Annotated in this window: 22 protein-coding genes and 2 tRNA genes; 11 read left to right on the top strand and 13 right to left on the bottom strand. The window is 66.3% G+C overall.

The annotated features are described in order from the left end of the window. Positions 1-18 precede the first annotated feature (18 nt). The 3 genes from edd to ACFSCW_RS11425 form a co-directional block, all read right to left on the bottom strand. Complete coding sequence (gene edd, locus ACFSCW_RS11435) at positions 19-1,842, bottom strand: phosphogluconate dehydratase (RefSeq protein WP_380889298.1); 1,824 nt, start codon at positions 1,840-1,842, stop codon at positions 19-21. 120 nt (positions 1,843-1,962) lie between these two features. Then, positions 1,963-3,414 (bottom strand): glucose-6-phosphate dehydrogenase, encoded by a 1,452-nt coding sequence (zwf, locus tag ACFSCW_RS11430; protein WP_380889296.1) that lies wholly within the window; start codon positions 3,412-3,414, stop codon positions 1,963-1,965. A gap of 148 nt (positions 3,415-3,562) precedes the next feature. Continuing rightward, complete coding sequence (locus ACFSCW_RS11425; RefSeq protein WP_380889294.1) at positions 3,563-4,978, bottom strand: coniferyl aldehyde dehydrogenase; 1,416 nt, start codon at positions 4,976-4,978, stop codon at positions 3,563-3,565. A gap of 208 nt (positions 4,979-5,186) precedes the next feature. On the opposite strand from ACFSCW_RS11425, the gene ACFSCW_RS11420 reads away from it, so the two are divergent. Together ACFSCW_RS11420 and ACFSCW_RS11415 are read left to right on the top strand one after the other, a co-directional pair. Further along, complete coding sequence (locus ACFSCW_RS11420) at positions 5,187-6,473, top strand: right-handed parallel beta-helix repeat-containing protein (RefSeq protein WP_380889292.1); 1,287 nt, start codon at positions 5,187-5,189, stop codon at positions 6,471-6,473. A gap of 83 nt (positions 6,474-6,556) precedes the next feature. Beyond that, positions 6,557-7,684 carry a right-handed parallel beta-helix repeat-containing protein gene (locus ACFSCW_RS11415; protein WP_380889291.1) on the top strand — a complete coding sequence of 376 codons (1,128 nt, stop codon included), beginning with the start codon at positions 6,557-6,559 and terminating at the stop codon, positions 7,682-7,684. Here ACFSCW_RS11415 and ACFSCW_RS11410 read toward each other — a convergent pair whose 3' ends face one another. The 6 genes from ACFSCW_RS11410 to ACFSCW_RS11385 all read right to left on the bottom strand — a co-directional run bounded on the left by ACFSCW_RS11410 (position 7,685) and on the right by ACFSCW_RS11385 (position 11,496). Further along, on the bottom strand, positions 7,685-8,206 hold the full coding sequence (locus ACFSCW_RS11410) for a hypothetical protein (RefSeq protein WP_380889289.1): 522 nt from the start codon (positions 8,204-8,206) through the stop codon (positions 7,685-7,687). 129 nt (positions 8,207-8,335) lie between these two features. Beyond that, on the bottom strand, positions 8,336-9,196 hold the full coding sequence (locus ACFSCW_RS11405; protein ID WP_380889288.1) for a DUF302 domain-containing protein: 861 nt from the start codon (positions 9,194-9,196) through the stop codon (positions 8,336-8,338). Between the two features lie 11 nt (positions 9,197-9,207). After that, positions 9,208-9,651 (bottom strand): DoxX family protein, encoded by a 444-nt coding sequence (locus ACFSCW_RS11400; RefSeq protein WP_380890102.1) that lies wholly within the window; start codon positions 9,649-9,651, stop codon positions 9,208-9,210. Positions 9,652-9,687: 36 nt separating this feature from the next. Continuing rightward, entirely contained in the window at positions 9,688-10,413 is a 726-nt protein-coding gene (locus ACFSCW_RS11395; protein WP_380889287.1) for an HvfC/BufC N-terminal domain-containing protein, read from the bottom strand. Then, positions 10,406-11,215: an MNIO family bufferin maturase gene (gene bufB / locus ACFSCW_RS11390; RefSeq protein ID WP_380889286.1), complete on the bottom strand. Its 810-nt coding sequence runs from the start codon at positions 11,213-11,215 to the stop codon at positions 10,406-10,408. Before bufB ends, ACFSCW_RS11395 begins: the two co-directional genes overlap by 8 nt. A 5-nt stretch (positions 11,216-11,220) precedes the next feature. Continuing rightward, positions 11,221-11,496 (bottom strand): BufA1 family periplasmic bufferin-type metallophore, encoded by a 276-nt coding sequence (locus tag ACFSCW_RS11385; protein ID WP_380889284.1) that lies wholly within the window; start codon positions 11,494-11,496, stop codon positions 11,221-11,223. 168 nt (positions 11,497-11,664) lie between these two features. Here ACFSCW_RS11385 and ACFSCW_RS11380 point away from each other — a divergent pair, with 168 nt between their 5' ends. Beyond that, positions 11,665-12,588, top strand: a complete 924-nt coding sequence (locus ACFSCW_RS11380; protein WP_380889282.1) for a LysR family transcriptional regulator — start codon at positions 11,665-11,667, stop codon at positions 12,586-12,588. Here ACFSCW_RS11380 and ACFSCW_RS11375 read toward each other — a convergent pair. From ACFSCW_RS11375 to ACFSCW_RS11365, 3 genes are all read right to left on the bottom strand, one after another. Further along, the gene (locus tag ACFSCW_RS11375) at positions 12,557-12,943 is read right to left on the bottom strand and encodes a carboxymuconolactone decarboxylase family protein (RefSeq protein ID WP_380889280.1); all 387 of its coding nucleotides are present in this window, start codon (positions 12,941-12,943) and stop codon (positions 12,557-12,559) included. The genes ACFSCW_RS11380 and ACFSCW_RS11375 overlap by 32 nt on opposite strands. After that, positions 12,940-14,112, bottom strand: a complete 1,173-nt coding sequence (locus ACFSCW_RS11370; RefSeq protein ID WP_380889278.1) for an MFS transporter — start codon at positions 14,110-14,112, stop codon at positions 12,940-12,942. The genes ACFSCW_RS11375 and ACFSCW_RS11370 overlap by 4 nt, the downstream gene beginning before the upstream one ends. A gap of 106 nt (positions 14,113-14,218) precedes the next feature. Continuing rightward, positions 14,219-14,674: a cupin domain-containing protein gene (locus tag ACFSCW_RS11365; protein ID WP_380889276.1), complete on the bottom strand. Its 456-nt coding sequence runs from the start codon at positions 14,672-14,674 to the stop codon at positions 14,219-14,221. A gap of 151 nt (positions 14,675-14,825) precedes the next feature. Between ACFSCW_RS11365 and ACFSCW_RS11360 the strand changes: the two genes are divergently transcribed. Genes ACFSCW_RS11360 through ACFSCW_RS11340 form a run of 5 tightly spaced genes read left to right on the top strand, consistent with a single transcriptional unit; the run spans position 14,826 to position 19,838 of the window. Beyond that, complete coding sequence (locus ACFSCW_RS11360) at positions 14,826-15,647, top strand: 3-hydroxybutyrate dehydrogenase (protein WP_380889274.1); 822 nt, start codon at positions 14,826-14,828, stop codon at positions 15,645-15,647. 1 nt (position 15,648) lies between these two features. Further along, positions 15,649-16,920 carry an NAD(P)/FAD-dependent oxidoreductase gene (locus ACFSCW_RS11355; RefSeq protein WP_380889272.1) on the top strand — a complete coding sequence of 424 codons (1,272 nt, stop codon included), beginning with the start codon at positions 15,649-15,651 and terminating at the stop codon, positions 16,918-16,920. Further along, positions 16,917-18,056, top strand: a complete 1,140-nt coding sequence (locus ACFSCW_RS11350) for a patatin-like phospholipase family protein (protein WP_380889270.1) — start codon at positions 16,917-16,919, stop codon at positions 18,054-18,056. The genes ACFSCW_RS11355 and ACFSCW_RS11350 overlap by 4 nt, the downstream gene beginning before the upstream one ends. After that, positions 18,053-19,084, top strand: coding sequence for a saccharopine dehydrogenase NADP-binding domain-containing protein (locus ACFSCW_RS11345; RefSeq protein WP_380889268.1), 1,032 nt, complete (start codon positions 18,053-18,055; stop codon positions 19,082-19,084). Before ACFSCW_RS11350 ends, ACFSCW_RS11345 begins: the two co-directional genes overlap by 4 nt. Then, positions 19,077-19,838 carry an isocitrate lyase/PEP mutase family protein gene (locus ACFSCW_RS11340; RefSeq protein WP_380889266.1) on the top strand — a complete coding sequence of 254 codons (762 nt, stop codon included), beginning with the start codon at positions 19,077-19,079 and terminating at the stop codon, positions 19,836-19,838. The genes ACFSCW_RS11345 and ACFSCW_RS11340 overlap by 8 nt, the downstream gene beginning before the upstream one ends. Positions 19,839-19,993: 155 nt before the next feature. Here the strand turns inward: ACFSCW_RS11340 and ACFSCW_RS11335 are convergent. After that, positions 19,994-20,067, bottom strand: a tRNA-Cys gene (locus ACFSCW_RS11335). A gap of 272 nt (positions 20,068-20,339) precedes the next feature. Here ACFSCW_RS11335 and ACFSCW_RS11330 point away from each other — a divergent pair. The 3 genes from ACFSCW_RS11330 (at position 20,340) to cyoA (ending at position 22,375) form a co-directional block, all read left to right on the top strand. After that, a complete protein-coding gene (locus ACFSCW_RS11330; RefSeq protein ID WP_380889264.1) occupies positions 20,340-21,185 on the top strand; it encodes a dienelactone hydrolase family protein in 846 nt (281 codons plus the stop codon). Positions 21,186-21,252: 67 nt separating this feature from the next. After that, positions 21,253-21,328, top strand: a tRNA-Thr gene (locus ACFSCW_RS11325). A 117-nt stretch (positions 21,329-21,445) separates the two neighbouring features. Next, entirely contained in the window at positions 21,446-22,375 is a 930-nt protein-coding gene (gene cyoA / locus ACFSCW_RS11320; protein WP_380889262.1) for a ubiquinol oxidase subunit II, read from the top strand.

Here is a 22,375-nt window from a genome sequence, read left to right as displayed (position 1 = left end):
CGTATGGCGGTTCGTCGATCAGCCGCGGCTGTCCATTGCGGCGAGGAGCGGCGAAGCGCCGCGCTCCGCATCGTCGCTCGAACCTTGAAATAAGCTGAACAACTCGCGGCCCAAGCCCCATTTTTGCGCGGGCGCTGCGGCCGGAGCGCGGTCGAGGAAACCGGCTCTCAATAGCTCGATCGTGCCTGCGACGGCATCGACGCGGAGCAGGTCGCCATCCGCGACGCGGGCGATCGGGCCGCCGTGCAGCGCCTCGGGATAAAGGTGTATCGCAGCCGGGACCTTGCCGCTTGCCCCCGACATGCGCCCATCGGTGACGAGCGCGACGCGGAAGCCGCGATCCTGCAGCACGCCGAGCGCAGGCGTCAGCTTGTGCAGCTCCGGCATGCCGTTCGCGGCCGGGCCCTGGAAGCGGACGACCACGATCACGTCGCGCTCCAGCTCGCCGGCCTTGAAGGCCTGGAGCACTTCATCCTGATCCGCGAACACGCGCGCCGGCGCTTCGATGACGTGGCGTTCGGGATCGACCGCGCTGGTCTTGATGATTGCGCGGCCGAGATTGCCGGCTAGCAATTTCATGCCGCCGGTTGGCTGGAACGGATCGGTGGCGGGGCGCAGCATGGTGGGATCGCGGGTCTCTGACGGAGCGGGCTTCCAGACCAGTGCATCGCCTTCGACGGTCGGCTCGCCGCGATAATCGGCCATGCCGTTCGGCGACACGGTCAGGATGTCGCCGTGGAGCAGGCCGGCGTCGAGCAGTTCGCGGATCACGAACGGCATGCCGCCGGCTTCGCGGAAGTCGTTCACGTCGCCGGAGCCGTTCGGATAGACGCGGGCGAGGAGAGGAACGGCCTCCGAAATCTCCTCGAAATCCTGCCAGTCGATATGGATTCCGCCGGCGCGGGCGATCGCGGGCAAGTGGATCGCGTGATTGGTCGAGCCGCCGGTCGCCATCAGGCCGACGCAGGCGTTCACGATCGCCTTTTCGTCGATCACGCGGCCGATCGGGCGATAATCGTTGCCGCCCCAGCCGATCTCGGTGACGCGGTGGACGGCGGCGCGGGTCAGTTCCTGGCGAAGCTTCGTGCCCGGATTGGCGAACGCGGCATTGGGCACATGCAGCCCCATCACTTCCATCATCATCTGATTGGAGTTGGCGGTGCCGTAGAAAGTGCAGGTGCCGGGCGAGTGATAGCTGGCGGACTCGGCTTCCAGCAGGTCCTCCTTGCTCGCCTTGCCCTCGGCGTAGAGCTGGCGGACGCGTGCTTTTTCCTTGTTGGCCAGGCCCGACGGCATCGGTCCGCCGGGGACGAGGATCGTCGGCAGGTGCCCGAAGCGGAGCGCGCCCATCAGCAGCCCAGGCACGATCTTATCGCAGATGCCGAGCATCAGCGCGCCTTCGAACATCGCATGGCTGAGCGCGACCGCTGTCGACAGCGCGATCGTGTCGCGGCTGAACAGCGACAGCTCCATGCCGGCCTGGCCCTGGGTCACGCCGTCGCACATCGCCGGCACGCCGCCCGCCACCTGCGCGGTCGCGCCGCGCTCGCGGGCGAAAATCTTGATCTGCTCGGGATAGCGCCCGTACGGCTGATGGGCCGAGAGCATGTCGTTATAGGCCGTGACGATGCCGATGTTCATATGGCCGCCGCCGCGGATCGTCGGCTGATCCTCCAGCGCTGCCGCGAAGCCATGCGCGAGATTGCCGCACGACAGCGACGCGCGGTTGGTGCCGGCTTCGCGTTGCCGGTCGATCAGGTCGAGATAGGCGGCGCGGGTGGGCGCCGAGCGTTCGATGATCCGATCGGTGACAGAGGAAATGCGGGGATCCAGATTTGGCACCTTAAACTCCGTTCGCCCTGAGCTTGTCGAAGGGCTGCTCTTACCTGGGGTGGCTGAGAAAGAAGAACAGGCCTTCGACAAGCTCAGCCCGAACGGAAACTTTCGTTTCCGTTCGAAGGATTACTCATGCCAACTCGCTCCGTCGCGTTCGATCAGCGCGATCGCGGCGGACGGGCCCCAGGTGCCGGCGGTGTAGGGGCGGGCGGGGATGTTCGCCTGGGTCCAGGCCTGGTGGATCGAGTCGATCCATGTCCAGGCCGCTTCCACTTCGTCGCGGCGCACGAACAAGGTCGGGTCGCCTTCGATCAAATCAAGCAGTAGCCGTTCATAGGCGATGCGGCGGCGCTGGCCGGCGGACTCGGTCGAGAGCGACACATCCAGCGCGACTTCGCGCAGGTTGATGCCTTGCCGGTCGAGTCCGGGTTGCTTCGCCATGACCTGAAGCTGGATGTTCTCCTGCGGCTGGATGCGGATCAGCATGGTGTTCGGATCGAGACCCCGGCCTTTTTTCGCGAAGATCGAGTGCGGGACCGAGCGGAACTGGATCAGGATTTCGGAGGTCCGCTCCGGCATCCGCTTGCCGGTGCGCAGGTAGAACGGCACGCCGGCCCAGCGCCAATTGTCGATATGGGCTTTGAGCGCCACGAACGTCTCGGTGTCCGAGGGTTTGCCGAGTTCGTCGGCATAGCCTTTGACCGGCTCTCCGCCGACCGCGCCGGGGCCATATTGCCCGCGCACGCTCAAGCTGCCGACCGTCTCGGGCGACATCGCGCGGAGCGAGCGGATCACCTTCACTTTCTCGTCGCGCACCGCCGCTGCGGCCATCGAGGCGGGCGGCTCCATCGCGACCAGCGCGAGGAGCTGGAGCATGTGGTTCTGCACCATGTCCTTCAGCGCACCGACGCCGTCATAATAGCTGACGCGGCCTTCCAGCCCGACCGTCTCGGCGACGGTGATCTGGACGTGCTCGATGCTCTGCGCGTTCCACAGCGGCTCGAACAGCGCATTGCCGAAGCGCAGTACCAGCAGGTTTTGGACAGTTTCCTTGCCGAGATAGTGATCGACGCGGAACACGCGGTCCTCGTCGAACACGGCGTTCACGGCGTCGTTGACCTCGCGGGACGAGGCGAGGTCCTGCCCGATCGGCTTTTCCATCGCGACGCGGACGGTGGGGCCGGCTAGCCCGGCCTTGCCCAGCCCCTCGACCATCGGCGCGAACAGCGAAGGCGGAGTGGACAGATAGACAGCGACGCCTTGTGCCAGCCGGTCGCCGACAATCGCGCGAATCTCGTCGAACTCCTCGGGTTTGCCGCCGACGGCCGAGTAGCGGATGCGATCGAGGAAGGCGGCAGCGGTCTCGGGATCGTAGCGGTCTTCGGGCAGGAAGCGCTGCAGGTCGATCGAGCCGCGAAACGCCTGGTCGTCCATCGCCGAGCGGCCCGACGCGACAATCAGCATGTCGTCCGGCAGCAGGCGGTCGGCGAAGAGATTGTAGAGCGAGGGAAACAGCATGCGGTGCGCGAGATCGCCCGTCGCGCCGAAGATGATGATCGTCTGGTAAGGCTCCGCCACGTTAGTCTCCCGCTGCCCGCGGGTGTTCCTAAGGCGCGAGCCGGGCGGGTCAACCGAAGAACCGGTGCGTCCCTCGACTTCGCTCGGGATGGACGATCTTTTCAGGCTGCACCTGAGCCGTCCATGCCGAGCGAAGTCGAGGCACGCACTACATTGTCAGCTCTCTTTCGATCGCTTTACGGGTCGCCTGGCCATAGGGCGGCTTGAACCCGGCCAGCTTGGCGATGTCGATCTTTGGCTGGCGATAGACGGCCCGGGCGTGGCTGAAGGTCTTGAAGCCGTCATGGCCGTGATAGGCGCCCATGCCGGATGGGCCGATGCCGCCGAACGGCAGCTCCTCCGCCGAGATATGGAAGATCACGTCGTTGATGGTGACGCCGCCGGAGGTGGTGCGGTCGAGCACGCGGCGCTGCTCGGCGGCGTCGGTGCCGAAATAATAGAGGCCGAGCGGGCGGTCGCGGCCGTTCACGAAGTCGATCGCCTCGTCGATCGTTCGGTAGCGTTTGACCGGCAGGACGGGGCCGAAAATCTCGTCCTGCATCACGGCCATGTCGTCGCTGGGATCGCGGACGATGTAGAGCGGCATCTTAGTGCCGTTGGAGCCGGCGAAGTTTTCGCCGGCGGGGTTCACGTCGATCACCTTGCCGCCCTTGGCGCGGGCATCGTCCAGATAGGATTGCAGGCGGACATGGTGGCGCTCGTTGATCACCGCGGTGTAGTCGGGATTGTCGAGCAGGCGCGGGTAGAGCGCGGAGGCGGCGCTCATCAGGCCGCCGATCACCGCTTCCTCCTTGTCGTCGGGCACGAGCAGATAATCGGGGGCGAGGCAGATCTGGCCGGCGTTCAGCATCTTGCCGATCGCGACGCGCTCCGTCGCCTGGGTGACGTCGGCCGAGCGGCCGATGATCGTCGGCGACTTGCCGCCCAGCTCCAGCGTCACCGGGGTCAGATTGTCGGCGGCGGCGTGGAGGATGTGCTTGCCGATCGGCGTCGCGCCGGTGAAGATCAGATGGTCGAAGGGCAGGGCGGAGAAGGCCTGGCCGATCTCCGGCCCGCCGCTGACAAAGGCGAGCTCGGCGGGGTCGAAATAGCGGGGCGCCAGTTCCTCGAACAGCGCGGCGGTACGCGGCGTGAACTCGCTCGACTTGACCATCGCGCGGTTGCCGGCGGCGAAGATGCCGGCGAGCGGCCCCATCGTCAGCTGGATTGGGAAGTTCCAGGGCGCGATCACGCCGACCACGCCCTTGGGCTGATATTCGACCCACGCCTTCGCGCCGAGCAGGCCGAGCGGGAAGTCGAGCTTGCGCTTCTCCGGGTGCATCCAGCGGTCGAGATGCTTGCGGGCGTGCTTCAGGGTGCGGACGCTCGCGATGATGTCGGTCATCATCGTCTGCTCGCGGCTGCGATGGCCGAAATCTTCCGACAGCGCCGCGCAAAAGGCCTCGGCATTGTCGACCAGCAGGCGGATCGCGCGAGTCAGCCGGTCCTTGCGGATGGCGGCCGCAACGGGCCGCTCTGCATCGAAGGCGGCGCGCTGCGCCTGGAGCGTGGTCAGCAAGTCCATGACTCCGGTTGTTCCTCAATTACGGCGCCGGAACAAGCGGGCGGCTGCACCGCCGGTCGCGCAGCGGGCCAACGGCATTTTTCAACAAAAATAATGATTTAGAGTCGTTTAACCATAGCCATTAGGGCGAACACAAAGACCCCGATCTTATCCCGGCACCCGAACAGCGCGGCCTTTCCCCTTGCGGCCGCGACGAGCGGGGACGGACATGACGGTCTACAATGTAAGCAGCAGCAGCCAGTTCAACACGGCGGTCTCGCAGGCCAAAGGCGGCGACAGCATCGTGCTTGCTTCCGGCAATTACGGCTCGCTGACGATCCAGAACAAGAATTTCTCGTCCTATGTGACGGTCCAGGCCGCCAGCGGGGCGTCGGTTCATTTCGACGGCCTGTCGGTGCTTTCGTCCAAGAATCTGAGCTTTTCCGGCATCGATGTCGGCCGCGCTCTGAACGCGGGCGAGGCTGAATGGACCCGGATGGCCGACGTGCGCGATTCGTCGAACGTGAAGTTCGACAATATGAAGTTCCACGGCTCGTTGGACGGCGATCCGTCGAACGACGGCTATGGCCTCTACGCAACCAACGTGTCGGGGCTTTCGGTCACGAACACCGAGTTCACCGAGCTCTATCGCGGCACCGCGGTGCAGACGAGCACGAACGTCCGGCTGGCGAACAACGACTTTCACCTGATCCGTTCGGACGGTGTGATCGGCTACGGCACCGACAATATCATGATCGACGGGAACAGCTTCCGCGACTTCCATCCGGTGCTGGGCGATCACGCCGACGCCATCCAGTTCTTCAACACGAACCTGACCAAGGGCGCATCGAACATCACGATCCAGAACAATGTCGTGATGCAGACCTATTACAGCGGCGTCGACACGACGGGCTTGCAGGGCTTCTTCATCAGCGACGGCGGCACCGCCGGCTACAAAAACGTGCTGATCCAGAACAATCTGCTGTATTCGAACAACCAATATAACGGCATCATGGTGACCGACGCGACCGGCGTGCAGATCATCGGCAACAGCACCGTTTCGGATTCGACCGACAGCAAGCAGCTCTGGATCCGCCTGGACACGGACAGCCAGGTCGTCGTGAAGAACAACGTCGCCGACAATATCGTGTCGAGCAACGTATCGCAGCTTTTCCAGGACGGGAACGTCAACTTCAACGTGACGCCGGCGCTGCGCGCGCAGCTCGCGAACCTGCTGCACCCGACGGACGTGCACGATCTGATCCTGCCGGGCGCCGGCTATCAGGTCCCGACCGCGACGACCACCGCGCCGGTCTCGAATGCGCTGGGCAGCGGCATCGATAACCTGATCTCGGCGAGCCACGGCACGTCGGTCGGCTCTTCGGCGGTCACCGCCGCGATCGTCGCAAAGTCGGCGGTGCTGGCCGATCTGCCGGCCATGGACGCAGGCATTCATTTGCCGCCGGTCCATCAGCCGACCGGGTGGCATTTCGACTCTTTCGTCGCGATGGCCTGAGCGGCCGTTTCCCCAAACGCGTCCGATGCGTTACGCATCGGATCGTCGCACCGGACCGATGCGGCGAAGGCGTGGGAGGATCGGTGGCGTTCTTGAAAACATTGCTGGCGGGGTCGGCGGGACTGGCTGCCCTGCTGCTCGCCTGGTCGATGCCGCCCACGCGCGTCGCCCAGGCGCAGCCGAGCCCGGTTGCCCCCAAGGCACCGCCGTCCAGGACGGGTCCGGTGACCGCGGCCGAATGGCCGGCCTTGCTGGCGCAGGGGAAGCGCACCGGCGTGATCGATCTGGGCGACCGGCAAGTGATCGATCTGCCGCGGACGATCCAGTCGGACACGCCGCTCACCATTCGCGGCGGTCGCTTCGGCCCCGTCGAGCTGGAGAATTGGCGCAACGTCATCCTGGACGGCGGCCGGTTCGAGGCGTCGTCCGGCGCCGCGGAATATCAATATCTGCTGGCCGCATTCGACGCCGAGAACCTGACCATCCGCAACGCGCATTTCTCAGGCTACGAAATGCCGAACGGGATGCTGATGGTGCGCGGCCCTTCGATTCGCGGCGGGCACAACGTCACGATCGAGCATTCGACGATCGAGCATCTGGCCGGCTTTTCCAATTTCATCCGCACCAACGGCGCGCGCTTTGCCGACAATGACCTGCGCGACATGCGCGAGGGGCTGGAAGTGCAGGGCGCCCGCAATATCGTGATCGAGCGCAACCGGTTCGAGAAGTTCCGGCCGTTCGAAGGCGACCATGCCGACGCGATCCAGTTCTTCACGACCGGCCTCACCCAGCCCGGCGACACCGCCGCGCAGGACGTGACGATCCGCGACAACCTGATGCTGCTGGACAGCAAGGCGCAGGGCGTGTTCGCCGGCGACGAAATCAATATCGCCGGGACTCCCAAAGGCTATGCGCGCTTCGTGATCGAGAACAATATCATCGTAGGCGCCGGCTGGCACGGCATCACGACCGCTTTCACCGATGGCCTGACCGTGCGGAACAACCGCCTGGGCCGGATCGCCGGGCAGGACATCTATGACAGCCGCATCAATGTCGACGGGTCATCGGTGGTCGTCGAAGGCAATGAAGCGAACGATTTCATCTATCACAACAAGCTCACCGAATCGCGCAACAAGAAGGCCGGCGAGCGGCCCGCGGCGGACTTCGAGAAAATGGCCGACGAATGGGTTAAGCGCTTCCGCCCCGGCTGATCAGTATAGAGTAGGAACGTCGTCCTTAGCCGCGGCGGGATAATTGTCCGGCGTGGGTTCGAACGTCGCTTCTTCGGGAGTCGGCTCAGGAAGCGGGACAGGCTCGACCTGCCGAGGCTCGCGACGGGGCGTTTCGAGCCGGTCCTGTGCATCCCAGCCACCGTCGTAACTGGCCGTCTCGACCTTGGTGACCAGCAACGGGCCGCCATAGCTGCCTGCCGGGAAGGCCGGACGCTCCGCGAGTTTCTTCATCTCGGCTTGGCACGCGGCGAGGAAGTCGTCGTTCATCTGCGGGCATTGACGCAGGCCGCCGTCGAACGCCGACCGCGCCCAGGCCTGACCGGCACTCGCCTGATCGACCGGAGCGGAAATCGGCGGGTCGGTCATCGCCATCCGGGCCGGCGCGCGCCACACCAGCGCATCGCTGGTCAGGCTGCTGGCAAGCGCCCCGACGCCGACCCCGCCGCTTATCAGCAGCGCGACCGCCCCGAACCAGGACGCCTTGCGATCGATCGACCTCATGCAGCGACAACTCGGGCGGCGGCGCTGCGGTTCCTGATCCAGGTCAGTCCAACGCGAAATGGGAGACCCGCGGATCAAGTTCGGCGATGCGCCGCGCACCATCACTGGCTCCGCCGACGTCAGCAGCCGCTACAGTCCAAATGGATTTCCGGCCGTGATCTTCGCGGTCAATTCGACCATCCCGTCCTTGCGCCGGAAGCTGACGTTATCGCCGGAACGGAGGAGCTGGACGCAGCCGCTCGTCGCCGGGTCGCCCGAATCCGCACAGAAAAGATTGTCGTAATCGCGGAAGTGCCAGCGGAGCGCGTAGCGGCGACCGGTCTCGTTGCCGCCGCGGAGCGAGCCGTCGGGAGCGAGATACTGAAATCTTTTCTTGCCCGGCTCACCCCAGGACAGGCTGTTGCCCACCAGCACGCTCTTGATCTCGGCGACGGTCATTTGCCTGCCAAGCTCCGTGTCTTCGTAAAGCGGCTCCTCGGCCGTGCTTGCATGCGCAATCGAAGCGGCGACTTCGCTCGCCATTTTAAGCTGGGCGTCCTTGCCGGTGAGGCTGTAGCGGCGCTGGACATAGGCGAAATCGGTCCAGGCGAGCGAGACCTGACCGTCCGCTTCCTCCGTCACCAGCATGCGCACCGGCCAATCGAGACCGGCGAGCGGATTGGCCTGGAGGAACTGCACGCCCAGCGGCGGATTGCCGAACAGCATCAGCGTCGAGCGTCGGATCGGCAGATTGGCGCCGGCGCCGAGCGTCGCCTGGTCGATCGCGTCGAAGAAGCGGATACCCTTTGACGCGATGTCGGCCTTCAGCCGGTCGACGGTTTCGTCGAACCCGTAGTCGCTTAGCTGGGTCAGCACGCCCTCGGCTGAACCCGCAGGTGCAGGCGTCGCGGCATGGACGGGCTGGGCGGCGGCAATGGCGAAGGCCACGAGTGCGGCCAGCCCCATGCCGATGCTGACACGGCCGCAGGTGGAAGCGGGAAGCTCGGTCATGGACGGTCCTTTCAGGCGATGCGAAGCAGGCGATCGAGCGCGAAGCGGCCGCCGCCGAACGCGATCAGCGGGAGCAGGAGGCCGGCCCAGGTAAGATGGATTGGCCAGGCATCGGGATAGACGAAGATCTCGATGACCAAGGTCATGCCGAGAAGCGCGGCCGCGGCGTAGCGGGTGAACAGCCCGGCGACGAGCAGGATCGGGAAGATGTGCTCGGCATAGGTCGCCATGTAGGCGGCGGTGACCGGCGGCAGCAGCGGCAGCGCATAGTCGGTCCGGAACAGCTCGAAAGTGCTGTCGGTGAGAGTCAGCACGCCGTCGACCTTGGTGCGCCCGGACAGGAAGAATGTGGCCGCTATGCCGAGCCGTTGGACGAGCAGCAGCAGCGATTTCGGAAGCAGCCGTTCGGCCAGGCGCGCGGGCGTGGCAAGAAAAGGTGCGGAGGAGGCAGGCATGGTGTCGACGATGGTCGCCATTGGAAGCGTCCTTTCTCAGTTCGGTTGGGCGGCGATCGCGCCGCTTTCGAGCGTGCGGGCGAACAGGCCCGCGAAATCGCTGGTCGGGTAGAGATTGGCGGTGGCGAGCGCGGCCTCGCCGACGGTCTCGCCCAGGCGCATGCCGAACAGCAGCCGGTGCTCGGCGCGATCGATGGCGCGTGCCTCGACCGACAGTCCGGGCCGCGTGAGCAGGATCCCTTCGGCCCGCCATTCGGGCGCGAGCTCGCCGGGATCGCCGTCGCGGTGCGCGAGCCAGATCGACGGCGCAGGCGTGGTGAACCAGCCGATCCGCATCGCCGGGTGCGTGCCCAGTCTGAGCGTCGCCCAGTCGGTCGGCGCGATGGCGGCAAGCGTCGCCGGATCGAGGGGCGGCGCGTCGGCGGCGAGAAGTGCCTCCAAATATAGCCGGTCGATCGCGGCGACGTCGGGCAAATAGGGCAGGTCCTCGACCCAGGCCTGGTCGCACAGGAAGTCGGGAAAGTCGGCGCCGTAGCGGCTGAGGATCGGCGACGCCGGCGGATCGTGCCGGGCATAGTCCAGCGCTACGCCTTCGAAGGCTTCGTTGCCGACCAGCCGGTGCACGGTCGGATAAAGATCGGCGAGCGCATCCGTCGTCGCGCACAACCAGTTGTTGCGATAGACGGCCAACCCGTCCCGAACGGGACTCGACTGCATGAGCTTGTCCGCGAAAGCGGCCTGAAAGGCGGCGAGATCAGGCATGGACCGCCCCCAGCGCCCGGTCGCGCTCGGCGAGCAGTTCGGGAAAGGCCGGCACGTTGCCGTCGCGCTCGATCAGGGTCGGGCGCGTGCCGAAGCGGGCAACGGCGTGATCGAACAGTTCCCAGACATGCTCCGCAACCGGAGCATCATGGGAATCGATCAGCAACGCGCCGGCTTCGTCGGTGCTGTGGCCGGCGAGGTGATATTCGCCGATCGCATGGCCCGGCAGGCCGGCCAGATAATCATGCGCGTCGAAACCCAGATTATGGGCGCTGACCGCGACGTTGTTGATGTCGACGAGCAACCCGCAGCCTGTGCGCGAGACGAGCTCGGACAGGAAGGCCGTCTCCGGCCATTCGTGGTCCTTTAGATTCAAATAAAGAGAGGGATTCTCGATCAGGATCGGGCGGCGCAGCACATCCTGCACGATCGAGATGTTGCGCGCGATCCGGTCGAGCGCTTCGTTGGAGCGGGGGAAGGGCAACAAGTCCGGAAAGCAGCGCTCGCCGATCCGTGACCAGGCCAGATGCTCCGAGACGAGGAAGGGCTGACAGCGCTGGACAAGGCGCGCGAGCTTGCCCAGATGCACCGGATCGGGCGCTTCGGCCGAGGCCAGCGACAGGCCGACGCCGTGCACCGAGATCGGGCGCTCGTCGCGGAGTGCGTCGAGCATGGCGAGGCGCGGCCCGCCATCGGCCATGTAGTTCTCGGCGTGGATTTCGAACCACAACCCCGCCGCCGGACATGCCACGGCCTCGGCGAAATGCTGGGGCTTGAAGCTGAGGCCGGCGGTCGGGGTCATGGCGTTCAGGCCTTCGGGCTCAGCGAACCGACACCCTTCGGCGTCTTGATCGACGTGCAAGTGCCCTTGGCGACATATTTCCACGCATTGCCCTGATAGCTGACGCGGCTGGTGCCGGCGCAGCTCGTGCCGGGCCCGGCGGCGCAGTCGTTGTGATGCGCGGTCGCGATGCCGTAGCATTTGTCCATGTTCGGCTGCGGCTTGACGGGGGCGGCGAGCGCGGCGCCGGCGCTGAGCGCCGACAGCACGGCGGCGGCCGACGCGATGGTCACGGTCTTCATGGCGTATCTCCTGAAATCACGTCCCTTCGATCGGGACGGAAGCAGTGTCGGTCAGCGCGGCGCGCCTGTCCGCTACTCTTGCCGCATGGAGATCATGCATTCTCTGCACCGTCCGCACGCTGGCGGCGGACGATGCGCGGGTGTAATGATCGCCGGGGGAGACTGCCCATGGAAATGCAGCAGGTCCGCTATTTCGTGGCGCTTGCGCAGACGCTGAATTTCACGCGTGCGGCCGACCAGTGCAACGTCAGCCAGCCAGCGCTGACGCGCGCCATCCAGCAGCTTGAGGGCGAGCTGGGCGGGGCGCTGTTCCACCGCGAGCGCGGCAATACCCATTTGTCCGAGCTCGGGCGGATGATGCTGCCTTATCTGCAGGCGGTGATGGAGCAGACCCGCGCGGCCAAGGAAAGCGCCAAGGCGCTCGCCAAGCTGGACCGCGCGACCCTGACGATCGGCGCGATGTGCACCGTCTCCGCGAGCCTGGTCGCGGACCTGCTCGCCCGGTTCAGCAGCCAGCACCCCGAAGTCGAAGTTCAGATCCACGACGGCGGCGCGCCGCAGATGATCGAGGCGCTGGAAAAGGGCGAGCTGGAGATCGGCATCATCGGCGTGCCCGAGGAAATGCCGGAATGCTTCCATTGCGTGCCGATCTTCGAAGAGCGGTTCGTGATCGTGCTGCCGCCCAACCATCGCCTCGTCGCAAGCGAGGCGGTACGCGCAGAGGACCTGCACGAGCAGCCTTATGTCAGCCGATCCAACTGTGAAGTGTATGAGTTCGTCCGAGCCGACCTGGTCGCGCGAGGCATCCTCTTGCGCAAGGTGTTCAGCTCGACCCGTGACGACTGGGTGCAATCGATGATCAAGGCCGGGCTGGGCATCGGCTTCTTTCCCGAAAGCTGCGTCACCGATCCGGAGCTGATCGTCCGTCCTTTGGTCGAACCGAGCTATATGCGGACGGTCTATCTGGCGACGGTGCGCGGACGGCCCCATTCGCCGGCCGTCGGCGCCTTCGTGCGCGAGGCGCGGCGGCACCAATGGCCGGCGACGCGTCGCATCGAGCCTATTCCGCAGCCTGCGCCCGAGGCTGCGTAGCCAGCAGATCGTGGCAGGCCGCGAGCGCGTTCAGCGCCGCGGGGAAGCCCGCATAGATGCTGACCTGCATCAAGATCTCGATCAGCTCCTCGCGCGTGCAGCCGGCGCTCCGGGCCGCCTCGATATGGACGCGGAGTTGGGGATGGGCGCCGATCGCTGCGAGCGCCGACACCGCTGCGATCTCACGCGTCCGCAGGCAGGCGGCGTCGCGGGAGTAGAGATCGCCGAAGGGGAATTCGATGGTCATGCGGGCGAAGTCGGGAGCGATCTCGGCCACGGCATTGGTGACTTTCTCCAGCGGATGGCCGTGCAGCCGCTGCAGAATCTCGACGCCACGCAGATAACGGTCGCTCATCGACGCACTCCAAGACCAAGCAGCGCGGCGAGGGCGAGGGACAGGCCGATGCCCAGCGTCGCCGCCGGCCAGCCGAGGCGGTCGAACACCTGCCCGATCGCTGCCGCGCCGGCGAGGCCGCCGCAATAATAGAAGCTCAGGTACAGGCCGCTCGCCGCCGCTCGGTCGTGGTCGGCGGTGCGACCGACCTGGCCGGTGGCGACGGCCTGCGCGAAGAAAGTGCCGATGCCGACCAGCGCCAGACCAATCAGCACCGCGGGCAAGGCGTTCGACAACAGCAGCGGGAGTCCGGCGATGGCGAGCAGCAGCGACAGTACGATCGCGGCAGCGGGGCCGATCCGGCGCGCGGCGGCGCCGGCCAGAGGCGTCGTCACCATCGACGGCGCGAACACCAGGAACACCAGCCCGAGCGCCGTCATCGACAGTGCGAGCGGCGGTCGCGCAAGCACGAACCCTACATAGGAGAACGTCCCGATGAACCCGAACAGGATCAGGAAGCCGATCAGGTAGAGGCGGAGCAGCGCGCGGTTGGCGAGGTGATCGGCCCAGCCGGACCAGAAGCGGCGGCCGGCCTCGATCATCCGCATCGGCGCGCCGCGCGACAAAGCCTGGGCGACGAGCGCGGCGCCGCCAAGGTTCAGGGCGGCGAAGAACAGAAAGCTCGCGCTTGGCCCGAGCCAGCCGGCGATCGTAGCGGCGGTGAGACGGCCGACCAAGTTGCTGGCGACGCCGCCAGTCACATAGGCGGCAAGCGCCGTGGTTGCGCCCGTCTCGCTGCAGCGTTCCGACAAATAGGTGAGAGTGAGCGTAAACGCCGTCGCCATGCACAGGCCCTGCGCAATCCGCAGCAGCGCGAAGGTCAGAAGGCCGGGCGCAAAGGCAAGGAAGGCGGTGGGGAGGGCCAGCAGCGCGAGGCTGAGCCAGATGCCCTGGCGCCGGTCAACATGGCGGCCGAGCACGCCGGCGAGCAATCCGGCGATCGCCATGCCCAATGTGCTTGCGTTGGCGGCCAGTCCGATCGCCGACGCGCTGACGCCGTAGAGGCGGGCGAGGCTGGGCAGGATCGCCTGCGTCGCGAACAGGTCGACAAGGGTCAGGAATCCGATCAGCCCGACCGTCGCGGGGCTGAGCAGGCGCGGGCGGGGCGGCGCAAGAGCGGCTGTCGCCATGGCGGTTCCTTTTAAGAAAGGGGTGGCGCTCCGCCCGGGGGACAAGAACGGAGCGCCACGCGCGTCGGCCGGCAAGGCATCGGGGCGGGCCGCCGGCGACGCGAGCTTACATGCCGTGATGCACGTCGGCCGAGTAGAGCACGGCCGGCACCTTGCCGTCGTTCACCCAATAATGGCTGATTCCTTCCGCTTCGCGCGTCAGGTCGCCAGCGGTGTGGACGATCGGCTGCGCGCAGGTGCTGCGATATTCCTTGATCGTGCCGGACACGGTCAGGATCAGCGCCGGGCGGTCGCCGTGGCTATGGAGCGGCACGATGCCGCCCGGCTGCACGACCAGCTTGCGCATGCGGAGCTGGCGGTCGGCGACGGCGATTTCGGGGCCGAGGTCGATCGAGCCGAGCACGTCGTCGGTGACGGCCTTGGGCGCGGTCGGGGCGCCGGTCAGCGGGTTCTGGCCGGTCTGGCCGGCGGGACATTGGCCGGCAAAGGCCGGCGCGGCGGTGGCGAAGGCCGCCGCGGCAATCGAGGCGCCGAGCAGGCGGCGCAGGTTCGCATGAAACATGACGGGTCTCCATTGATGACGCCATCGGGTTAGGGGATCGCGCCCGTGCTTCTCCAATCGCCTTTGCGCATGATCTCGATGCGGGATCGGCATTTCAGCTCCGCGCGAGGCTTGGGCACTTCTCCGGCGACCGATCCCGAAAGGAACGCCGATGAATGTCCATGCGCAAATCGCCAGCCGCACCGAGCGCGTGCTGGCCGGCCGGGTGGCGATCGTCACCGGATCGACCAGCGGCATCGGCCTCGGCATCGCCCGCAAACTGGCGGAAGCCGGCGCCGACGTGGTGCTGAATGGCCTCGGCGGCCGCGACGAAATCGAACGGCTTTGCGGCAAGCTCGCCGGCGCCTGCGGCACGCGCGTCGCCTATAACGGCGCGAACCTGATGGTGCCTGCCGAGACGCGCGGGCTCGTCGAAAAGACCATTGCCGATTTCGGCAGCGCCGACATTCTCGTCAACAATGCCGGCATCCAGCATGTCTCGCCTGTCGAGAGCTTTCCCGAGGAGAAATGGGACGCGATCCTGGCGCTGAATCTGTCGGCGGCATTCCACGCGATCAAGGCTGCGTTCGGCCCGATGAAGGCGGCCGGCTGGGGCCGGATCGTCAACGTCGCCTCAGCCCACGGCCTCGTCGCCTCGCCGTTCAAGAGCGCCTATGTGGCCGCCAAGCACGGCGTCGTCGGCCTGACCAAGACGGTTGCGCTGGAAGGTGCCGAGCACGGCGTTACCTGCAATGCGATCTGTCCCGGCTATGTCTGGACGCCGCTGGTCGAGAACCAGATCGAGGACACGGCGAAGGCGCGCGGCATCACGCGGGAAGCGGTGATCCGCGACGTGTTGCTCGCCGCCCAGCCCAACAAGCGCTTCGCCGAAGTCGACGAGCTGGGCGCGCTGGCGGTGTTCCTCTGCTCGGCGGCAGGTCAGGGCATCACCGGAACCGCGCTGCCGGTCGATGGCGGCTGGACGGCGCACTGAGATGGGTACTCGGCCGCATGTCGTGATCCTTGGCGCAGGGTTCGGTGGCCTGTCCGCCGCGAAGTCGCTGTCCAAGGCGAACGTCGATGTGACGCTGATCGACCGGCGCAATCATCATCTGTTCCAGCCCCTGCTGTATCAGGTCGCGACCGCCGGCCTGTCGCCCGCCGACATCGCCGCGCCGATCCGCCACATCCTGCGCGACCAGAAAAACACGCGCGTCCTGCTCGATCGGGTCGTGAACGTGAATGCGGCTGCCCGGCTGGTGTTCACGGAGTCCGGCACAGCGCTTGCCTATGATTGCCTGATCGTCGCGACCGGCGCGCGGCACAGCTATTTCGGACGCGACGAATGGTCGGCCCACGCGCCCGGCATCAAGTCGATCGAGGATGCGACGGCCGTGCGCCGCAAAGTGTTGCTGGCGCTCGAGCGGGCGGAAACCGAGACCGACCAGGCCCGGCGCAAAGCGTTGCTGACTTTTGTCGTGATCGGCGGCGGCCCCACGGGCGTCGAAATGGCCGGCGCGATTGCCGAGCTCGCGCGCAAATCGGTGTCGCGCGATTTCCGCAGCATCACCCCGCATTGCTCGCGCGTCGTGCTGATCGACAGCGGGCAACGGCTGCTCGCCGCTTTCCCCGAACCGCTTTCAGCAAAGGCGCAGTCCAGTCTGGAGCAGCTCGGCGTCGAGGTTCGATTGGGCCGGCGCGTCACCGCGATCACGGCCGACACGGTGCAGACGGGCGAGGAGATCGTGCCGTCGCATACCGCGATCTGGGCGGCCGGCGTGCAGGCCTCGCCCGCGTCGATCTGGTTGCGCTGCGCCTGCGACCGCGCCGGCAAGGTGCTGGTCGACGAGGCCCTGCGGCCAGCGGGCCATGACAACATCTTCGTGATCGGCGACACCGCGGCCTGTCCCGACGGGCAGGGCGGCTTCCTGCCCGGCATCGCCCCGGTCGCCAAACAGCAGGGCCGGCACGTCGCGGCAGCGATCGCACGCGGCGGATCGGTCGAGCCGTTCCGCTATCGCAGCTTCGGCAATCTCGCAACCATCGGGCGCCGTCATGCCGTCATCGATTTCGGCCGGGTGCGGCTGCACGGGCTTGTCGCCTGGCTGCTCTGGTCCGTCGCCCACATCTATTTCCTCGTCGGCTTCCGCAACCGGATCGTCGTCGGCCTGAACTGGCTGTGGAATTACCTGACCTTCGGACGCAGCGCGCGCCTGATCACCGGCGATGTGGCGCCCGAACCTGCCCAAGAAAGGATGATTGCATGATCGGCCTGGACAAGGAACTCGCCTCGCTTGGCCAGCAAGTGCTGGTGCTGCAGGGCGGCGGCGCTTTGGGCGCCTATCAGGTCGGCGTCTATCAGGCGCTGCACGAAGCGGGCGTGGAGCCGGACTGGGTGATCGGCACCTCGATCGGCGCGATCAACGCGGCGCTGATCGCCGGCAGCCCCCGCCACGAGCGCATGGATCGCCTGCGCGAGTCCTGGAAGCGCGTCGAACATGGTCGCTTCCTGGGTGCGCCGCTGCCCGCCTGGTTCGGGACCGCGGTCCGCAACATGCTGGCGGTCACGACCGGCGTTCCCGCCTTCTTCCGCCCCAATCCGGCGGCGTTCCTGAGCCTCCACTCGCCGCTCGGGCCCGAAGCCGCGGGCTATTACTCGACCGAGCCTCTCGCTGAGACACTGTCGGAGCTGGTCGATTTCGGTCAGGTCAATGGCGGCGAGGTGCGGCTGACCGTCGGCGCATCGAACGTCTCGACCAGCGAGATGCGCTATTTCGACAGCCGCGACATGGCGCTGGACCTGCGCCACGTGATGGCGTCCGGCGCGCTCCCTCCCGCCTTTCCGGCGGTCCGCATCGACGGGCAGCTTTATTGGGACGGCGGCATCCTTTCGAACACGCCGGTCGAGGTGGTGTTCGACGACAATCCGCGGCGCAACGGGGTGGTGTTCGCGGTCCATATCTGGAACCCGCACGGGCCGGAACCCAACACGATCTGGGAAGTGATGAACCGGCAGAAGGATATCCAATATTCCAGCCGGGCCGCCGCGCACATCAAGCGCCAGCGCCAGATCCACAAGATGCGGCATATCATCTCGGAACTGAGCGCCATGCTTCCCGACGGCGCGCGCGGCGACAATCGGGTGGCGGAAATGGCCACCTATGGCTGCCTGACCCGCATGCACGTGGTTCGTCTGCTCGCGCCCGCGCTGCCGTACGAGGACCACGCCAAGGACGTGGATTTCAGCCCCGAAGGCATCGGCCAGCGCTGGGAGGCGGGCTATCGCCACACGATGGAGACGCTGGAGCGTGCGCCGTGGCGCGATCCCGTCGATCCGCTGGAAGGCTTCGTGCTGCACGAAGCGTGCGGCGGCGAGATGATCGAGACGGCGGCTGCGGCATGACCAGGATCGCAGTCTTTGGCGCCACGGGCCACACCGGCCGCTTCGTGGTCGACGAGATCGAGCGTCGCGGCCTGATCCCGCTGCGGATCGGCCGCGATGCGCGCAAGCTCGCCGCGTCCGACGCGGCTGGCCGAGAGCCGGGGCGGATCGCCAGCATCGACGATCCTCGGTCGCTGGATGCGGCGATCGCCGGAGCGGGAGCCGTCATCAACTGCGCCGGTCCCTTCCTCGACACGGCTCACGCGGTGATCGACGCTGCGCTCCGGGCCGGGATTCCCTATCTCGACCTCTCCGCCGAACAGGCCGCGGTGCAATCGATCTTGCGCGACTATCGCGACGCGCCCGTGCCGATCGTGCCGGCGGCCGCTTTCTTCGGCGGTCTGGCCGACCTTCTCGCCACAGCTGCCGCGGACGGCGAGCCATACGTCGATGCGATCGATATTGCTGTCGGCCTCGATAGTTGGCACCCGACGGAAGGCACGCGCCTGACCGGTCGGCGCAATACCGCGCCGCGGGTCGTGCAGCGCGGTGGAAAGCTTGAGCAAGTGCCGGTCCCGCCCCCAACCGCACGCTGGGACTTTTCCGATCCGATCGGCCCGCGCGAAGTCTTGATGCTGCCGTTCAGCGAGACGATCGCGATCCGCAGCCATCTTCAGGCTCGCGACATCATGTCATGGATCAACGTCGAGCCGATCCGGGACCTGCGCGATCCGGCCACGCCGCCGCCGGAGGCGATCGACGAACATGGCCGCTCAGCTCAGAGTTTCTCGGTAGACGTGGTGGTGACCGGCAAAGGACGCCGGCGTCGCGCAACGGCACTGGGTCGGGACATCTACGCCGTCACGGCGCCCATCGTCGTCGAGGCGGCCCAGCGCCTGCTCGCGGGCGAAGGCCGGGGTGGCGTTCATTCGCTTGGCGCGATGTTCGACGCGCTCAGCTTCCTTGCCGCGCTCGCTGAAGACGCGGTGCAGATCACCCTCGCCGACCTTTCAGCCCACCCATTGCAAAGGACTCCGATCGATGCCTGACAACGTAAAAACCATCCTCTTTCGTTCGCTGCACCGTCCCGGCGCGCCGCTGATTTTGTTCAACGCCTGGGATGCCGGCAGCGCACAGGCGGTTATCAAGGCGGGCGCTCCCGCCGTCGCGACCGGAAGCTGGTCGATCGCCGCGGCGGATGGCTTCGTCGACGGCGAAAAGGTGACGCGAGACACGCATCTGCACGCGATCCGCAGCATCGCGCGCGCGACCGACCTGCCGGTGACCGCCGATCTGGAAAGCGGCTTCGGAGCGGATGCAGCGGCCGTGGCGGAAACGATTGCGCTTGCCATCGAAGCCGGCGCGATCGGGTGCAATTTGGAAGACAGCTATCCCGATAACGGAAGCCTCCGCTCCATCGAGGAAGCGGCCGAGCGCTATCGCGCCGCGCGCCGCGCTGCCGACGCGCTGTGCCCCGGCTTCTTCATCAACGCCCGCACCGACGTCTTCTTCCAAAAGCCCGAAGCAGAGCATGACGCAACGATGGCCGAAGAAGCGCTGCGCCGCGCCGAGGCCTATGCCCAGGCAGGCGCCGACGGCCTCTTCGTTCCGGGCGTCGTCGATGTCGAGCTGATCCGCAGCATCGTCGCCGCCTCACCGCTTCCGGTCAACGTCATGCGCCTGTCCGCGACGCCATCGATCGCCGATCTAACCGAAGCCGGCGTCGCCCGCATAAGCCACGGACCATTTCCGTATCTGCTGGCGATGGAAGCACTCGAAACGGCAGCACGCGAAATTCGATAGGGGACGCGCGGCCTCATTTCACAAGGCGCCGCGAACGCGCGATCCGGGCTGTGCCGGGCGTAACGGTGATTTCCTCCACGGCCATGAAGGCCGTGGAGAGAGACCATGCGAGGGGGCTCTGCGCTAGGCAGGGACCCTCAGAATGTGCGACTGTGTGGAGGCCCGAGCCGGAATCGAACCGGCGTGCAAGGATTTGCAGTCCTCTGCGTAACCACTCCGCCATCGGGCCAAGCAACTGAGACACCTAGGAAAAGTTGTCGCGAAAGTGGTCTTTCCGCACTTTTTCCGCAGCTTTTTCCGCAGTTGGGTCTGGGGGCCTTAATCAGACGCTTTCATCTTGGCAATGGCGGCCTTCGCCCCCGCATCGGTCGAGACGTCTATTCGATGGCCATTCGGAAGGGGTGGCGGGGCGCCGCCTCGTCGCTGTTCCGCTTGCGGCGTCGCCCCAAGCTGCGGCAGAATGCCCGAAACCGGCGAACGCGCCGACAGAAGGGGATCGCCATGTGTGACGAACTGACCGCCGCCGACAACGCCAACATGATGACGCGCCGCGGTTTCGGGACGGCGACGGCTGCGCTGGGCGTGGCTGCGATGCTCCCGAGCTCGGCGGATGCGGCCGAAGTTCGCGGACGCGATGTCACCATCACGACGTCGGACGGCACATGCGATGCCTATTTCGTCGCGCCAATCACTGGCAAGCACCCCGCCGTGCTCGTCTGGCCGGATATTTTCGGTCTCCGTCCGGCCTTCCGGCAAATGGCCGACCGGCTTGCTGCGGCCGGCTATGCCGTGCTGACCGTCAACCAGTTCTACCGCTCGACCAAATCGCCGTTCGCGAAGACCGGACAGGGGTTCGACGACGCGTTCCGGGCGAAGGTCGATCCGTGGCGGGCAGTGCTGACCCACGAGGCGACGACGCGCGACGCCAAGGCATTCATCGCGTTCCTCGATGCCCAGCCCCAGGTCGACAAGAAACGCGGCATAGGCAGCACCGGTTATTGCATGGGCGGCCCGATGGTGATGCTCACGGCCGCGGCTTCGCCGGCGCGTGTCCGGGCGGGGGGCACATTCCACGGCGGCGGCCTTGCGACCGATCCGATGCTGGCGCTGGTCCCGTCCATGAAGGCGAATTGGCTGATCGCGATCGCGGAGAACGACGATGCGCGCGCGCCGGCCGACAAGGACAAGCTCCGCGCCGCGTTCGCTGCCGGCAAACAGCCCGCCGAAATCGAAGTCTACAAAGGCACCATGCATGGCTGGTGCCCGCCGGATAGCCCGGTCTATAACCAGCCCCAGGCCGAACATGCCTGGACGCGGCTGCAGGCGCTGCTCGGCAAAGCCCTTTAGTGCCGGCACCTCCGGGCCTCGCGCAGGCTGGACGTTCGCGCGGCAATGACGCATTGGGCGTGGCGACGCCGGGTTAGCTCAGCTGGTAGAGCAACCGCCTTGTAAGCGGTAGGTCGTCCGTTCGAGTCGGACACTCGGCACCATTTCCTGGCTGCAGAAGTACAAACCGGCTAACCCGGATTATACGCCGTGCTTTTCCCGGAACTTTGTTCGATAATCCGGTTTGGATCGGCAGCGTCCGCGCGCGGGGGTATGTCCATATGCGTCCTTCCTCCCAACTGGGATCGGTACAGCGTATCCTGCTCATCGGGTTCGGAGCGGTCACCGCAGCCGGCATAAGCGGATGTTCGGGAGGGGTGCTGGACCCGGCCGGCCCGGTCGGCGCCAATGACAGCAAGATCCTGATCGACGCGACCATGATCATGCTGGCGATCGTCATCCCGACGATCCTGCTCGCCTTCTGGATCGCGTGGAAATATCGCGCGTGGAATACGAAGGCGGAATATCTGCCCTATTGGTCCTATTCCGGGCGAGTGGAGGCGGTGGTCTGGTCGATCCCGATCCTCACCATCATGTTCATCGGCGGCGTGATCTGGATCGGCTCCAACCGGCTCGATCCGTTCCGGCCGCTACCCTCCAAGGTGCCGCCGCTGGAAGTGCAGGTCGTCTCGCTCGACTGGAAGTGGCTGTTCATCTACCCGCAGCACGGCATCGCGACCGTCAACCAGCTCGTGGTTCCAGCCGGCGTGCCGGTGCACTTCTCGATCACTTCGGCGAGTGTTTTCAACACCTTCTTCGTGCCGCGGCTCGGTTCCATGATCTACGCGATGCCGGGGATGGTCTCGCAGCTCAACCTGCAGGCCGACCGGCCCGGGGTGCTTTTCGGCTTGTCCGGCCATTTCAGCGGCGACGGTTTTTCGGACATGCAATTCCAGGTGAAGAGCGTGCCGCCGCCGCAATTCGAAGCCTGGGCCGCGGGCGTCAAAACCGCGGCGGGACCGGCGCTGGATTCGCCGACCTATGCGAAGCTGGCGCAGCAGAGCCAGGCGGTTCCACCGCTCGCTTTCCGTGCCGTCGATCCGCGGCTGTTCCTTGCGATTGCCAGCCAGAAGGTCCCGCCCGGCCCCGGCCCGGAGCCCGAGAACTCGCAGCATGCGGGACGCGAAGTTTCGACCGGAGGGAGGCACTGA

The organism is Sphingomonas tabacisoli (assembly GCF_042678385.1).
Classification (GTDB): domain Bacteria; phylum Pseudomonadota; class Alphaproteobacteria; order Sphingomonadales; family Sphingomonadaceae; genus Sphingomonas_B; species Sphingomonas_B tabacisoli.
The sequence above is the reverse complement of the archived record's forward strand: the minus strand, read 5'-3'. Positions and strand labels throughout refer to the sequence as shown.